The sequence below is a fragment of the Nostoc sp. C117 genome (assembly GCF_043099735.1).
In the GTDB taxonomy this organism is placed as follows: domain Bacteria; phylum Cyanobacteriota; class Cyanobacteriia; order Cyanobacteriales; family Nostocaceae; genus Nostoc.
In genome coordinates, this window is record NZ_CP170991.1 from 4,158,366 (window position 1) to 4,174,138 (window position 15,773).

At 40.5% G+C, this 15,773-nt stretch carries 15 protein-coding genes; 1 reads left to right on the plus strand and 14 read right to left on the minus strand.

The window, feature by feature from the left end; genetic code table 11:
* Nucleotides 1-174 precede the first annotated feature (174 nt).
* The 13 genes from ACFG4S_RS18090 to fdxB form a co-directional block, all read right to left on the minus strand.
* The gene (locus ACFG4S_RS18090; RefSeq protein WP_392530420.1) at nucleotides 175-1,020 is read right to left on the minus strand and encodes a NifU family protein; all 846 of its coding nucleotides are present in this window, start codon (nucleotides 1,018-1,020) and stop codon (nucleotides 175-177) included.
* A gap of 56 nt (nucleotides 1,021-1,076) precedes the next feature.
* Nucleotides 1,077-1,301: a hypothetical protein gene (locus tag ACFG4S_RS18095; RefSeq protein ID WP_392530421.1), complete on the minus strand. Its 225-nt coding sequence runs from the start codon at nucleotides 1,299-1,301 to the stop codon at nucleotides 1,077-1,079.
* An 8-nt stretch (nucleotides 1,302-1,309) separates the two neighbouring features.
* The gene (locus tag ACFG4S_RS18100; protein WP_392530422.1) at nucleotides 1,310-1,576 is read right to left on the minus strand and encodes a hypothetical protein; all 267 of its coding nucleotides are present in this window, start codon (nucleotides 1,574-1,576) and stop codon (nucleotides 1,310-1,312) included.
* A gap of 98 nt (nucleotides 1,577-1,674) precedes the next feature.
* Entirely contained in the window at nucleotides 1,675-2,649 is a 975-nt protein-coding gene (locus tag ACFG4S_RS18105; RefSeq protein ID WP_392536016.1) for a hypothetical protein, read from the minus strand.
* 647 nt (nucleotides 2,650-3,296) lie between these two features.
* A complete protein-coding gene (locus ACFG4S_RS18110; RefSeq protein ID WP_392530423.1) occupies nucleotides 3,297-3,461 on the minus strand; it encodes a hypothetical protein in 165 nt (54 codons plus the stop codon).
* 309 nt (nucleotides 3,462-3,770) lie between these two features.
* On the minus strand, nucleotides 3,771-4,256 hold the full coding sequence (locus tag ACFG4S_RS18115; protein ID WP_392530424.1) for an ArsC/Spx/MgsR family protein: 486 nt from the start codon (nucleotides 4,254-4,256) through the stop codon (nucleotides 3,771-3,773).
* Between the two features lie 122 nt (nucleotides 4,257-4,378).
* Nucleotides 4,379-4,990 (minus strand): cupin, encoded by a 612-nt coding sequence (locus ACFG4S_RS18120; protein ID WP_392530425.1) that lies wholly within the window; start codon nucleotides 4,988-4,990, stop codon nucleotides 4,379-4,381.
* A 443-nt stretch (nucleotides 4,991-5,433) separates the two neighbouring features.
* A complete protein-coding gene (locus ACFG4S_RS18125; RefSeq protein WP_392530426.1) occupies nucleotides 5,434-5,916 on the minus strand; it encodes a hypothetical protein in 483 nt (160 codons plus the stop codon).
* Nucleotides 5,917-6,039: 123 nt separating this feature from the next.
* Nucleotides 6,040-6,639: a heme-copper oxidase subunit III gene (locus ACFG4S_RS18130; RefSeq protein WP_392530427.1), complete on the minus strand. Its 600-nt coding sequence runs from the start codon at nucleotides 6,637-6,639 to the stop codon at nucleotides 6,040-6,042.
* A 447-nt stretch (nucleotides 6,640-7,086) separates the two neighbouring features.
* Nucleotides 7,087-7,308 (minus strand): hypothetical protein, encoded by a 222-nt coding sequence (locus ACFG4S_RS18135; protein WP_392530428.1) that lies wholly within the window; start codon nucleotides 7,306-7,308, stop codon nucleotides 7,087-7,089.
* Between the two features lie 102 nt (nucleotides 7,309-7,410).
* Nucleotides 7,411-9,102: a cytochrome c oxidase subunit I gene (gene ctaD, locus ACFG4S_RS18140; protein WP_392530429.1), complete on the minus strand. Its 1,692-nt coding sequence runs from the start codon at nucleotides 9,100-9,102 to the stop codon at nucleotides 7,411-7,413.
* Between the two features lie 133 nt (nucleotides 9,103-9,235).
* Entirely contained in the window at nucleotides 9,236-10,213 is a 978-nt protein-coding gene (locus ACFG4S_RS18145) for a cytochrome c oxidase subunit II (protein ID WP_392530430.1), read from the minus strand.
* A gap of 677 nt (nucleotides 10,214-10,890) precedes the next feature.
* Nucleotides 10,891-11,184 (minus strand): ferredoxin III, nif-specific, encoded by a 294-nt coding sequence (fdxB, locus tag ACFG4S_RS18150; protein ID WP_392530431.1) that lies wholly within the window; start codon nucleotides 11,182-11,184, stop codon nucleotides 10,891-10,893.
* 1,085 nt (nucleotides 11,185-12,269) lie between these two features.
* Between fdxB and ACFG4S_RS18155 the strand changes: the two genes are divergently transcribed.
* Nucleotides 12,270-13,862, plus strand: a complete 1,593-nt coding sequence (locus ACFG4S_RS18155) for a helix-turn-helix domain-containing protein (RefSeq protein ID WP_392530432.1) — start codon at nucleotides 12,270-12,272, stop codon at nucleotides 13,860-13,862.
* Nucleotides 13,863-14,197: 335 nt separating this feature from the next.
* Here ACFG4S_RS18155 and ACFG4S_RS18160 read toward each other — a convergent pair whose 3' ends face one another.
* Complete coding sequence (locus ACFG4S_RS18160; RefSeq protein WP_392530433.1) at nucleotides 14,198-15,175, minus strand: sucrase ferredoxin; 978 nt, start codon at nucleotides 15,173-15,175, stop codon at nucleotides 14,198-14,200.
* Nucleotides 15,176-15,773 lie beyond the last annotated feature (598 nt).

Consider the following 15,773-nt stretch of genomic DNA (forward strand, 5'->3'; position numbering starts at 1 on the left):
AATGAATCACTGAATTGCCCAAATGAGAAACAATTAAGGCCTATTGAGAAAAAATTTAGGCATTTTGCTTTCAAAAAACACTAAAATGAATCCGCGAACTACTGACATGAAAAGCAAATTAACTGTGATTTTCTAATTGTCACGTATATTTGCTAAGATGTTACTTTTACACGCTCATTTTTGCAGTTTCACAAAAACCTTATCATCTTTAATTTTTACTGGATACGACTGAAGCGAAAGATCTGGTGCAGTCAAGCATTCACCTGTCTTTAACTTGTACTGAAATCCGTGCGAAGGACAGGTAATAATACCATTTTCAACCTTACCCTTATCTAGGGTAGAACCTAGATGAGTGCAAGCATTACGGTAACATTTTACTGTAATACCTTGACGGTGCAAAATCAGGGAATTACCAGCAAGTTGTACTGCCAATACACTAAATTCAGGAACTTGTTCAATAGTTGCTACTTTGATCCAAGTAGAAGTTATTTTTGAAGAGAATGGACTAATTAAACCAAAACTTGCATTGTTAACAACAGAGTTATTATTGACCGCAACCACTCTGGTTATTTCAGGACAATGCTTTTTTATTGCCTGTTCTACTCCCTGAGATAAAGTTAAATTAGAAGCCGGACAACTGCTGCAAGTTCCGATTAATTTAACTTCTACTGTATCTGGGGGCTTAATTGCTACTAGTTCTACATCTCCATTATGGCTTTTTAAACCTGGGCGAACTTCTTCAAGGGCTGTTTGAATTCGCTGTGATAATGGTGGTTTTGGTAGTTTTACTAGTTCGTGATAAAGCAGCACTGCGTACACTACTTCATCAGTCACAGCATGACGTAAACCTGACATTGATTCTTGTTTGAGGCTTTTAATTAAATTAGTCAATGCAGCTTTATGCAAAGCTTCAATTGCTCTTTTTAAACCAACTGCTACGCACCGTTGGCTTTCATCCCACTCGGATATAATTGCCTCAAAGCGGTTAATTTCTCGAACTAATTCTTCCAGATTTGTCATTAGTCATTAGTCATTGGGTATAGGACATTGGTTATTCATAAATGACCAATGACAAATTACTTCATTTTGAAATCTTTGAGGAGAAATGGCATAATCAAGCCTGTCACGAGGCTAGATAATGTTATTGGTAAGCAGAAGGGAATGTCGATTTGTGCAAACAACACTAGCAGTAACGAACCTACAGCAGTAGCAATAGCAGTTCGTTGAACAAAATATATTGGATCGCGCAGTAATTTTCCTTTGAAAAATAACTTGGCAGAAAACCACCCAATTTCTAACATATTTTCTCCTAGTAATGAGTCAATAAATTTAGGATTACAAACCCTAAGAGAATAGCAGGAATGACACCAGCAGGGGCAAATAATGCCCCAAGCATTGCTGAAAACTGATAGCCGATATCTTTTCCAGCTAACAGCATTCCACCAATAGCCCCACCAACCATAGACAAGGCTGTTGCTATGACTATCCACACTAATCCTGTTGCTATGTTCAAGTCACCATCTGCTAAACTTGTGAGAAAATCTCTCAGAGAAGGGTTTGTTAAAATATCTCTCATGCTGTTTTTTTCCCGATCGTTAAGGAAGTGGGGGGGATAAAGGAGATGAGGGGGATGAAAGAGACAAGGGACAAGCAGAATAGCCAATGCCCAATGCCCTATTCCATACTCCCTATTTCTGCTTCAATATCTTGTAGGGCTTGAGCTACTATCTCTGCTTGTGCAATTTGTTGGTTTTTGGTAAATATTTCAAAGGCTTGTTGATAGTAAATACGTGCTTGTGAGAGATTTTTAGGATTGCCAAGTTCTGGTTTTTCTGAGTCGTCGGGTAAGTTGAATAAGGCGTTGGCTTTGTTTGAAATTGTGTTAGCGTACTCTAGAGGTGTATCTTTGGAATTACGCACTTTGAGTGCTTCATCATAAGCTGCGATCGCCCTTAAATTATTCTCCACAGGATGGGAACTCACTAAATATTGCAAAGCGTTACCTAAGTTGTTTTGCAGCATTGCATATTCTCTAGGATGATCAATCAAATTAATATGCTTTAGCGCTACCTCAAATGACTGCACAGCTAACCCTTGACGCAAGTATTCTCGTTCCGATGCTAGGGGCATAGAAAGGTAAGCGATCGCAATATTGTTATATAAAATCGCATATTCTTGGGGGTAATCTTCCCAAGTAAATACCCGCAAAGCTTCATGATAAGCCTGGATGCTGTCAGTTATCCGTGCCAAATTGAATGGCACTAGTGACTGCAACACCAGCCCAAAATTCATCTGCGTCTCTGCTACTTCCTGAGGCGTTGCCAATTGCTGTAAAATTGGCAACGCCTCTTCATAACCGACTTTCGCTTGCATCAACAGTTGATACTCAACATCCGGTATTGCCTGTAATGTCCCTGCCATGCCTACTTGCGCCCTGGCTTTTAGCAGGGGATACTCCTCACCACACATTTCATAAGCCCGGTAATATAACCCAACTGCATTTCGCAAGTCTTGGGCAGTTTTGGGCTTTTTTTGAAAACCCTGTGCGATCTCAATCAGCATTTGGATTTTTTCCTCTGCTGAGGCTGACTCCGATGCAACAGCTGCTACCGCAGCCTTCACTGCTGAATCTGTAATACTGGGGGTCATAACTCTGCCGTACTCTAGCCAATTGGGAATTGAGTCTGTTAACACCCATGAATTATCGAAACACGCGATCGCATTTCATCACAGGCCATACTGATTTACGCAGGCTTCGAGTCCTTTAGGCGGAATTCCCCTTTTTTGTCTGAGACTAGGGCTAATGATTAAGGACTAGGGAAAGAGTCGATCCCATGTCCAATATCTAAATACCCCATGCTCAATCAATTTTTTTACTATAAAACACCCTATTTCTAAAATTCTAGGGGGTAATTGCTAATATTAATGTCAGCTTTAAACACCTAATATTTTGAAAATACTTTTTGTATCATCACTTAACACAATCCAAATATTATTTGTTGAATTGTTGACGTACATACACCATTCACGGCTGTTATGAGGTATAGTAGCAGCAACTATTAAAGCAGTTTATTAAATGTTAAGGATTTATTAAATAGAGTGTAACAGAGATTAGTTTATCAACGATTTCTGTTGTAGTTGGAGCAAAACTGCGTAAAAAAGATTTAAGTTGCGATCGCCATAATTCAATTGCATTAAAATCAGGGGACTATGAGGATAAATAACTTTTGCACCTACAGCTTCAATCATTGATTGGCACAATTGAATCTAGTTTATGTGCTTTTTCCGATTTAATCCTAATTTCTGTAACGCGCAATGTCTTTTAAGAGTGGATGTTTGCACAGCAGAGTTTTAATAATGACAGAGACGTTATCAGTTTCTCGCCGTCCGCGATAAATGACGGTTTTGCTACTAGAGTGAAGGGTTTCGAGGAGTTGATAACCAGCTAAAGTAGCTGTCATAGTTTTTTCTTGCAAAATTGGCATTCTTAATATGCCTATGCAAGATTAAGTGTGTAATATCTGAGACAAAATGATACATAGTTTTAATACTTGAGAGTATTGTCGCAATACAGTTTGGTTAAAGCAAAGACGCGATAAATCGCGTCTTTGCTACATAAGTTCGGTACTAATAGACTTCTTGCAGAAGTCGGGAAAAGGGGGAAAGGTTTTGTATTTTCCCCCGCCCCTTATCCCCTTCTTGGGACTCCACCTTCCCCTTTAACCTTTTCCCTTTTCCCACCTCTTGCAAAAAGCACTTTTGCAAGAGGTCTAATGTTTACAGTTGCCTTGCTTTTGGTGTTGTTGAGAACTTTGACCGTGATGATGATCTTTACCGTGGGAACAGCCTTGCAAATCTTGCTTCATCAGCTTGTCGCTGATTTCTTGCAAGGATTCATCCACAGCTTGTAAGCCAATCCAAGTATCAATCTTTTGTACATCAAATCCTACTTCACGGCGATCGCCTACTTCTAACAAAGGACGGCGAATTAACAGTGGTTCTTTCAGCATCAGCGCCAAAGCGGTTTGGGCATCGATTTTTTCCGGAACCACCTCACCAGATTTTATCTTGGGGGCGGAAAGATTAAACCATTCGGCTACGGGGCGATCGCCAAAAAATGAACGCAACCGCTCAACTGTCCAAGGTTCTGTTAGCAGGTTGTATGGTATCACCTCATGGCCGGCAGCTGTCAGCAAAACTTTTTGCTTTGTACCACCTTTACAGCCTGGTTTACTATAGAAAATTACTCTCGCCATTTAACTACCTCCTTGTCTTTTTTATCTCACGCAGAGTCGCAGAGTCGCAGAGAAGATACTCTTTGCGTTACTTTGCGCCCCTCTGCGTTTAAAATCAAATCCTCAATTTACCTCGATGTCAGCTAAAACTTTTTAGCTTTATGGCTAACTAAGTCAAACTCAAACCTTTCTTTTGGATCGGTTTCGCCGTAAATGTTAAAAGTCACAGTCGGTTCATCACCCACTGCTTCTACACAGTGAATTGCATCAGGAACAAAGCTAATAATATCTCCTGGAAAGAGAGTGACTTCTCCCGTAGATTCAATTTTTTCCGGAAAATCTGGGCTATGGGTGCGTCGCCAAAAACTATTTTTTTCCTGACCTTTTAACACCGCCACTACTCCCCATGTTCCATGATTATGAATGCTTGATCGGGTTCCTGGTGCAAATGTTACTGTTTGCACCGTCAATGGAAAACCCAATTCATCGTATAGGAGTAAAACAGAGGTTCCCGTTTGGGGCGAAGGTTCTAAATATTGACTTTGCACCCAGTAAGAATTTACGAGTAAGCGCCTTACAAGCATCCGAATTTCTGGCAGACGACTGGCTTCATCATCCGCACTATTGAGAACATCTTCCACCTCAGTTAAAAACCGATAAAGGCGGTAGTTATCCCTCAATAAATCCCATGCTCTTACAGATTTACAAGCTTGATGTTCACCATCCCCCGTTAGCAGCCAATCCCTACCTTTCATAATTTTTAAATTGATAGCCCAGAAGATTGGATGATCAGGATAGGAGAAACATTAGGAATATTACCTACAGGAGCTTTAGTAGGTATAGTAATAGCAGGAAAGATAGAGTTACTATTACTACTCGCTCCCAAAATAGAGTAAGAGGAATATGATGTATATAACGAATTGTTCATGATTGTTCACCTTGATTGTTGACTAAAAGAGGGCAAAATATTGCTGTACATAGATAGCAGGACGTTTAGTCCGTGCTGAGTTAGGAGTAAAGAGTTAGGATCAAGGAGTTAAGAATTTTCTTTACCCTCCTTGTCCCTCTCATCCTCCTCATCTCCCTCATCTCCCCATACTTCTCTACGAGAGGCTGCGCCAACGGCTCCGCGCTAGTTAGGCGTAGTCGAAACTCAGTACGAGTCTTACCACTCACACTCCCCACGCATATTGACTAATTAATCTTCGTCTGCTGGACGTGTCAAAATATCCAGGAGAATTCCCGCTCCAAAATCCTGCTTTTCGTCTATCTCTTTGACTTTGGTGCTGATTTCTTTTGCTTGGTCTATTTCTCCTAACTTTGCTAGAACTAATCCAGAAGCAGCATAAGCATTTAAATACAATCGAATTTGTGGATCTTCTTTGCGATTGACTAATATAGGCTTAAGTTGCTCCCAGTCCTCAGGAAATTTTTCTATTTCTTTAATTTTATCTAATAATTTGGTTGTTGTTTGTAATGCAAGACAATAATTATTTTTATAATAAAAAAATCTATATGCTGCTACCAAGACATCTGTATTTTCACCAGTTTTGGCTAAGGCTTGTTGAATATATTTTTCGGATTCTGATGTATTTTCCCAGCTTTGTGCCGCGAGAATTAATAAATTTTTGATATCATCTGGAACCTGAAACCATGAGAGTTTATTTGGATCGACTTGCATAATTAACTGCTGAATGGGGAGTGGGGAACTTGTACTGAGCGCAGTCGTTGGCGCAGCCTCTCGTAGAGAAGTATGGGGAATAGGGAGTAAGTAGTAGGAATATTCACCACTCCCTACTCCCTTTTAAAACAAAGTGAGAACGTACACCAAAGTAAAAAGAACAATCCAAATAATATCTACGAAGTGCCAGTAAATTTCTGCCATTTCGATGAAAGTATGATTGGTTGCAGAATATTCACCGGGAAGACGCGATCGCCACAATACTCGTAAAATCAATAACAGTCCCACAAAAACGTGCAAACCGTGGAACCCTGTCATGATATAAAAGCAATTGGCGAACACGTTGGTAGTCAGACCATATCCCAAAGTCGAATACTCATAAACCTGACCACCCAAAAAAATTGCCCCCATGATTGCAGTAATTGTGTACCACAGTTGCATTCCCTTGACATTATTCTTTTTAATGGCCGTATCACCAAAGTGAATGACGAAACTGCTAGACACCAGAATAATGGTGTTAATCGTCGGTACAAGTAGTTCTACTTCACTTCCTTCTGGAGGCCAAACCGCTGTAGTACCTCGGAAAAACAAATAGGTGGCAAAAAATCCGCCAAACATCAGGGATTCAGAGGCGAGGAATGTCAACAGTCCCCAAACTCTTAAATCTGGATGTTCTTCGTGTCCTGCACTGTGATCTTCGTTCGTGGTTGTAGCTATAGTCATAGATTTTTTGACAATATTACCCGCCGAGAAATAAATTGACTGGCTCATAGCCGAATGGGACTAAGTTAAGATACAGCCCTTGCCCTGACTGGTTCCCAGCGTCCAGACCTACGGTGTATACACAAGTATGAAATAGTCTACTCATCTGGGTTTCGGCGTAAGTTTTACCCCACCCTAACCCTCCCCTTGTAAAGGGGAGGAACTAGATTTCCGGTTTCCCCCTTTATAAGGGGGGATTAAGGGGGGTAATTTGACTTGTGTGTAACATGGTAGTCCTCCAAGCTGGGAACGAGGCAACACAAGACTTTGGGTTTATCCTAGTACCATTCGTCTCATAGCCCAAGTCCATTTCAATGGACTAAAATTCTTTCTCAGTCTTCTTTAGAAGACTTTCGCTATTAGCCTGAGAATTCATTCTCAGGCGATTGTTGGGACTGATGCAAGATTTCAATTTAACCAAACTTGGAGTTTCGAGTTCAAAGGCGCAACTTCCGAGTTCAAAGGTGCAACTTCCGAGTTCAAAGGCGCAACTTCCGAGTTCAGAGGCTCAACTTCCAAGTTCAAAGGCGCAACTTCCGAGTTCAAAGGTGCAACTTCCGAGTTCAGAGGCTCAACTTCCGAGTTCAAAGGCTCAACTTCCGAGTTCAGAGGCTCAACTTCCGAGTTCAAAGGCTCAACTTCCGAGTTCAGAGGCTCAACTTCCGAGTTTTGAAGTCAAATGTCTAGAAATTGCAGCCAGCTTAACAAGGTTAGCAATGCTCACTCTACGAACTAAGCACTAGCTTCCGGTGTTGCTGATGACTGTAATTCAGTTCTATGCTCCTGACCGTAGTCATAAGGGCCATGAGTCACAACCGGCAACACTTCCCAGTTTTCAATTGCAGGTGGTGAGCTAGTTGTCCATTCTAAAGTCAAAGCTTGCCAAGGATTATCACCAGCCAAGGGACCTTTCAGCCAACTGTAGATGATGTTGATAGCAAAAGGAATTACTGATATCGCCAACACAAATGAACCAAAGGTACAAATCTGATTCAGGTCGATAAATTGGGGGTCATACATTGCCACTCGTCGCGGCATTCCTTTCAAACCCAATTCGTGCATCGGTAAGAAAGTCAGATTAGTGCCGATGAAGGTGAGGAAAAAGTGAACGCGTCCCCAGCTTTCATTCAGCATTCGTCCGGTCATTTTGGGGAACCAGTGATAAATACCGGCATAAATGCCAAACACGGAACCGCCAAACAGAACGTAATGAAAATGTCCGACTACATAATATGTGTCGTGGACGTGAACATCAAAGGGGGCTGTTCCCATTGTGACGCCGCTTAAGCCGCCCATGACAAACATCGATAACAAACCAATGGCGAAAAGCATCGCGCTGGTGAAGCGGATTTTACCACCCCAAAGGGTAGCAACCCAGGCAAAAATCTTCACGCCAGTGGGAACGGCAACAATCAAGGTGGAGATGGTGAAGAAGATCCGCATCCAACCTGGTGTACCGCTGGTAAACATGTGGTGTACCCACACGAACAAACCGACAACGCAGATGGCTACACTGGAATAAGCGATCGCTTTATAACCAAAAATTGGCTTGCGGGAATGAACTGGAATCACCTCCGACATGATGCCGAAGATGGGCAGAATCATTAAATATACTGCCGGGTGGGAATAAAACCAGAATAAGTGTTGATAAATTACAACGTTACCGCCTGCATCTGGTTTAAAGAAGGAGGTGCCAAAGTTGAGGTCAAACAACAGCAGAATTAAACCGGCTGCTAATACAGGTGTGGAAAGCAGTGCAAGCAATGAGGTTGCCAAGATTGCCCAGCAAAACAGGGGTACTTGATCCCATTTCATGCTGGGAACCTTCATCATCAAAATGGTGATCACAAAGTTCAGTGAACCCAAAATTGAAGAAGTTCCCACCAAAACGATCGCTAGTATCCACATCGTTTGAGCGATTGGTGCTGTTACCAAGCTCAAAGGTGGGTAAGCTGTCCAACCAGATTGGGAACCGCCAAAAATGAAACTACCTAAAATGAGCGCACCAGCTGGCGGATTTAACCAAAAGGCGATCGCGTTCAACTTCGGAAACGCCATATCTCTGGCGCCAACCATCAAGGGCACCAAAAAGTTACCAAATCCCCCAATGGCACTGGGGACAATCCACAGGAAGATCATAATCGTCCCGTGATTGGTCATGAAAGCGTTATACAGATTAGGGTCGAGTAAGTCTGAATCTGGTGTGGCTAATTCGGCACGGATCGCAACAGCCATCAGTCCGCCGATGAGATAGAACACGAACGCCGTCACCAGATATTGGATACCAATCACCTTGTGATCGATATTAAATGTAAAATAGTCTTGCCATTTCCACGCCTGAGGATGTGACGTGTGGGCGATCGCCAGAGTGTCTGGTTTATTTTTTTCTGGCGGAGTATTCGGTGGAAATTCTACCTGCGTCATATTTTTGTCCTTTGTCGTTTGTCATTTGTCTTTTGTCGTTTATCGTTTGTCATTTGTCCTTTGTCCCTTGTCATTCATCAGTTACCAATAACCAATGACTAATGACCAATGACCAATAACTAATGACCAATAACTAATGACCAATGACCACTGACTCTAGAGTTGCAGCACTAATCCCCATGTGATGAACATGAGGAGCGAGAAACTCTGATGTTGATAACTCAGCTAAATTAACTGCAACAGCTTGCTCCAAGTTTTGCTTTTGAGCAACTTGATTTTCTGTTAACCAGCTTTGATATTCTTCTGGTGTGTGGACGATTACCTGTGTCCGCATCGAACCGTGATAACCACCGCAGAGTTCAGCACAAACTACGGGATATGTACCTGGTTTCGTGGCAACAAATCGTAGTTCGGTAGGGATACCGGGAAGCGCATCTTGCTTCAAGCGGAAGTTTGGCACCCAAAATGAGTGAATTACATCTTCTGCTGAAAGGTTGAGTTGTACATCAGCACCTACAGGAATGTGCAATTCTCCAGAAGTAATGCCACTTTCAGGGTAGTTAAATATCCAGGCGTACTGGATGCCTTTGACATTAACAACTAAATCGGCTAGTTTGTTTTGGGTTTCCGGAGACGCACCAATCCCAATGGTTGGGGCGATTGTTGCTTTAGAACTGTCGCTTAATGTAGCGGCCATGGCACTTCCTGGCATATGAGCAACATGAGCTGCTGAATGAGGATGACCAGCAGGCTCAAAGCCTCCCATGCGGTTAAAAACATCTACACTGTAAATGCCCAAGCACAGGACAATTACTGTAGGAATTGCTGTCCAAAAGATTTCTAGGGGAACGTTACCTTCAATTGGTAAACCATCGGTATCATCACCGCGACGCCGACGATACTTAACCAAAAAAACTACAATCGTTCCTTCTACCACCAAGAAAAGAGCGATCGCAATGGTAAACATCACGCTGAAAAAACCGTCTACCAAAGGCGCTTGTAGCGAAGCTTGCTCCGGCATGAGAGTGTGGTTTTGACCAATCCAAATGCTAATTGCTGTGACTACTACCCCAGCAACCAGAGTCCATAGTGAAACAGGAACTTGTTGCATACATACTACCTGCTCTGTAAAGCGTCTTTTAAGGTGTGATTTTCTGAGTATTGGGCATTGGGAATTCTTATGTATTGCCTATTCCCTATTCCCCATTCCCCATTCCCGATTTCCTTTTCACTTATTAACTTTCTAACGTGCAGCTATAAAAAATGGGGGAAACTTCCAGATTTTTTCATATCCTTCCCCCCATAAAATTATGAATTATATTTCAACTCCTATGACAAAGGAAGCTCCCAAAAGAGTACTGAGTAACGAGTGCTGAGTAGTGAGTAATAAAGTAAAATTAACTAGGCTTAGGCATCAAATGAGTTTCAAGTAGTCAGTGCTGAATGCTGATTAGCAAAATTCATAAATACTACTTATTACTCAGCACTCAGCACTCAATTTCTTACTCATTCTTCTTATTCATTACTTATTACTCAGCACTCAGCACTAAAAAAGCTAGTTGTTCAAGAGGACACTGTTAGTCCTAATATTGATTAGGCTATATTAGCAGCAAGTTTAAATATGTCAATAACTAACATTTACGATTTACGCATTTGTTTACTGTGAACTTTTTAGCTAGTTACAGTAAATATTTAGCATTCCCCTCTAGTTACCTTGCCTAGCGCATTTGCGCTTTATACAAACAGCGCCTCCTTATACGAACAACACTTTTTACGACTCCAAAAAACTTAATTATTTAATGCAACATGGGTGTAGCAGTTCTTAGGACAAATCCGCGAACAAGCTTCACAACCAATACAGTTTTCTGGAGAAGTAACTGCCATTACTTTCCGTTCAATTTCTTCATCATCTTCATCTTCTACAAATTCACCTTCTTCGTTAAGTGCTTTTAAACCTAGTACATTGTAACCGCATACTTTAATGCATCTGCCACAGCCGATACATTTATCTTTGTTGATTTCTTGAGCAAATTTTGGTGTCCAAGTCTTACCGCCAAATGTCAAACCTGTTAGTTGTGCCATGAATGAATCCTCGGCATTTTTGCCTTTTCATTTGTTTGTTCTTTAATCATCATACTATCGTAATATTTTCTTGTTTTGATAATCAATTAATACTTTTTTGTTATCAAAATTCGATGACTTTTAATTCCACTTTGCACTATTTATTATCTCAAATTTATAGATGAAATTTATTGCTAATAATTATCATCCATCTTTAAAAGTCCTCTGGTCAGTAGTAAAACATTTTAGATCCCCCTAAATCCCCCTTAAAAAAGGGGACTTTAATTCCGGTTCCCCCCCTTTCTAAGGGGGGTTAGGGGGGATCAACAAGTGCCTAAAATTACAGCCAAACACGTTTAAAAAATCCTCTAACGGGCATTCTCGAAAGTAAATAATAGCTAGTTAGTATTTCCACTAAATGCAACTATATCGATAAGAGTGATGATATTCTTTTTCAAGTATTTTAATGTTGCAGCGAATAAATATCTATAGACAGTATCCACATATACAAATATCAATGTTTGTCAGTTACATTTTGATATGTGCAATATGTATTTTTCAAAGCAACAATTTCCAATTTTTCTCTTACTAAAATATTTAAATAAATGCTGACAAAGTAAATATTATTGTTTTACCTTGGTTGAATTTAAGAAATAGAGGATATTATGAAGGAAGTGTAAATTTCATAGCAGAATAGAATTAGGGTTTAAATATTAAAATTATTAATAAATCAATTGGAAGGTCATTGTAATAGGCTTAAATGTTGACAAAAAATACTTTGGGTAATACTTCACAGTTAAATATAAAATGTCCATTAAGTAAATTTTTAAATAAATGTTAAGTTTTTTCCTAAGCTCATTACGAACAACTTCATAATTTTATTTATGAAATGTATAGTTAATAAGAAGTAATATTAGGCTCGGTTTGAAAGTTATTTAAGGCTTTCAATTGGATGCGAAGTCAAAATATGGATGTGGGGAGTTGGCGTGACGAGAAAAATTTTTCTCGCCAGAAAGAGAATGTGCTAGCGAGTGATAAATAAACAGGACTCATCCAGGGGATACCTGAGCCAGACATCTCAACGATTAGAGTGGGAAGAGAGCCAAATGCCTTATACAATTCCTAACAACAGTTGCGTTGGATGTGACAACTGCCGCCCCCAATGTCCTACGGGTGCAATCAAAATAGAGGACAATGAATACTGGGTTGATCCAGCTCTTTGTAATAATTGTGAGGGTCATTATCCAGAACCGCAATGTGTGATAGCTTGTCCAACAAATTCTCCTATTCCTTGGCAGGCGAAAAAGGGAAGATGTAAAGTTGAACCGAGAGATGCTACTACCAGTTTAGACTTGTTTTCTAACGGTAAGAATAATCCATTTGCTTCTGCGATCGCCATTTGGGAAGCTTGTAATGTATTGGCGCAGCGCACATCCTTACATTGGGAAACTGATGAAGAGGGTTATTTATGTTATAGCAGACAAGTTAACCAAGGTAGGGGAGCGATCGCTTTTCACATCCAAGATCCCTTTAAGGTCAACGACAAAGCTACAGATATAGCCGCAATTGAGGGTCTGGATATCAGAGCCGCTTGCATACATCTGATTTTTGCAGCTTATGCTACAGCTTTAGATCAACCTTGGGAACAGGAATTTGTCATCGATGAGCGACAAATCGAGAAATATTTAGGAATGGAGAAACGCAAAGACTTAAGCAAAGCTGCCAAGCTAGCTTTAATGAAAAACATCGTTCAGCAAGCTTGCTCGCTGATTATCTCCATTGACTGGCCGCAACAAGGCCGAATTAACGGATTTTCTATTACAGGTAGCCGCTTATGGCACTTGGTAGATATTCAGCACCACTTTCAAGAAGACAATCTTGGATGCAAATATCTGATTGGGCTAACTTTTAAAGTAAAACCAGGCATTTGGACACAATATTTTTTAAACAAGCAAGCATGTAAAGAGCGAACCGCATTCTATCAATACGGTAGTCTCCCCAAAACCCTGCTCACTACAGTGATGAGCATTTGGCAACAACATGAAGGAGCAGTCAGACTCATGCTCTGGTTGTTATTTAAAACTAAAATGGGCAAGGAACAACGCATCACTATTCCTACCTTGCTACGTATTGCTTACGGAGAAGAAAAAGTCGCCCTTGCATCCAGACAACGAGAAGAACGCAAACGTCTGCTACGAACTTTTGAAAGCGACTTAGAAATTCTCAATCATTATGGAATGAAACCACTTTTCGATCCAATTACTTACCCACCAGAAATTCAACCTTTGTGGGCAAAGTTAGTCGATCTTCCTGAAGATCCAGATGAAGCATTGGAATTTTGGACTAACGATGGTGGTGCTGAAACTCGCCTCACTGATACAGGCCCTCGTGGTAAGTGGAATCTGCTGATGAATGCGCGAATTTTGGCTTTTGAACTACCACCAGAATGGGAACAACAAATCTCAGAATCACAGAAAAAGCAGCGGCGAACTGTTAAAAATAAAAGGAAATCAGCAGCCACAGACGATTTGCTGAGTGAAGAAATTTTGCAAGCACGAAAAAATTTAAATCTCTCCCAGAGAGAATTAGCAAAGCTCACAGGTAAAAGCCAAAGCTGGATTCGAGATATCGAAAATGGTCGTTTAAAAGCTAAATTAGAAGACCAAGCAATCTTACGAAAAGTCTTAAATATGCCTTAATCTCGATTTGGTATCCTAAATGAGGAGTGATACCAATTCTTCCAAATCCGACTACTCATAGAAGAGGTGAAAACCGAGATAAAACCTAACATGTCTTAATTACGAATTACGTTAGCCCAGTGGTAGCGACAAAGGAGCATCATTACGAATTACGAACTTGTACTGAGCGTCTTGCTCTGAGTTTCGACTACGCGGAAATCGAGCGACTTGCACTGAGCGGCGTCGAAGTGAGTCGAGATTCAACTACCGCGAAGCCGTTCGCGCAGCCTCTCCGACAGGAGAAGGGAGCCGAAGTATTACGAATTACGAATTAGGTAGATGCATAACCTTAATTGTCATGTACTATAACTCATTACCTTACTAGAGGTAACCCAGACACTAGCTACGGCATATTTAGTAATCAGTGATTCGTGTGTAGTATTGCACGAACTCTTCAGTTTTTGAGTCTTGGTTTCATCTTTGACAAGTTTAGCCTGATAAGTGTAGAGAGAACCAGAAGGCTTCTCAAAACTTAGCTCAGCTAAAATCATATTATTGTCTAAACTTTGCTCTAGGATTTTGCCTGCAACTTTATAGTTAAACCAATCCCAACCTTCATGCAGGATTAGTTCTTTTTCCAAAGTCTGAAGTGCAGCAGGCAAAATTCCCCAGCCTCGATAGACTTTATTTAAGCATTGAATATCGCCAGTACGAGTCAGAATCGATCTGAATAAATCTGGATCGAGAACACCATAGTATCTTCCTTCTGGCAAGTCTATAACTGTTGGTGCAAATCGATGTCCACCAAAATGCGATGATTTCCAAATTCGCACATTTTCTAAGTTCAAATCAGCAGTGGTAGCTGTTACTTTGAAGTAAAAGGGAGCGCCATATCTGGCACAGCATTTATCATGGCTACCGTGGGTACATACTAAAATATCTCTAGCTGTATTAGTTTCTACCTCAGAATTAATACTGATGCCCCATAACCATTTTTGGACAACTGCTGCTACCTGCTCAATATTTGGTAGTTTGAATTCTTGCTTATGATATCCATTACTCAGTCCCTCTTTTTTTTGATAAATCAAAAGGGTAGTATGGTTGACTTTGTGTGATAAATCATTAGCAATTAAAAGGAATCTAATCGGTAGTTTAGCACGCTTCACTTCCTCTACCAAAAGCCTTAAATTCTGAGGCACCCATTTGGAATTAAAGGCTTCTGATGTCCAAGGTAGAGGACACTCAACTAAAATATAGGTTTGGTAATTTGTAGCACTACCAATAATATCTTCTCCTGCTTCCCGTGAATAATCAGAACAAAAAAAAGTATTCATCTAACTATACTCATTAGCTTATTTTATCGACAAAAGGTATTAGAAACTACAGTTGTGTTCTTGGCTACAATATTCTTGATGCCAAGAAATCATCAAGAACAATATCCATTTCCCAGTTAAAACTAGGTAGCCACTTTATAACATCATTAGCGATTAAGGTCTTTCCGGTTAATAAATTCTCCACAATAGAGGTAAAAAGCGTCAAGAGATATTTTTCCGTAGTAGCAGCGTTAATTTTGTATCTAGTTTTATTGTTATTTGGTATCTCATAAATGTTTTCTTGCTGAAACTCGGCTTTTCTGAACTTGCTTCACCCCCAATCCAGTTCGGTTAGCTTGTTTACCAGTTGGAGATACGCCCAATACCACTTAAAAAGGGAGGCTATTTACCTTGTTTTCCCCCTTAGGGGGTTCCCAGAGGCGCGGGGGATAGAATCTGATGGGATTGGCTGCGTCTTTTGCAGTGAGCCAATTGTGTTCTAAGATTTTTTCCACACTATCTACTTTTAATATACCTAATTAATATATGATATATTGCAAATAATTCTCAATTATTTGAGAAAAAAATAAAGTATAGTTGTGTTAGTACTTGTACTCTA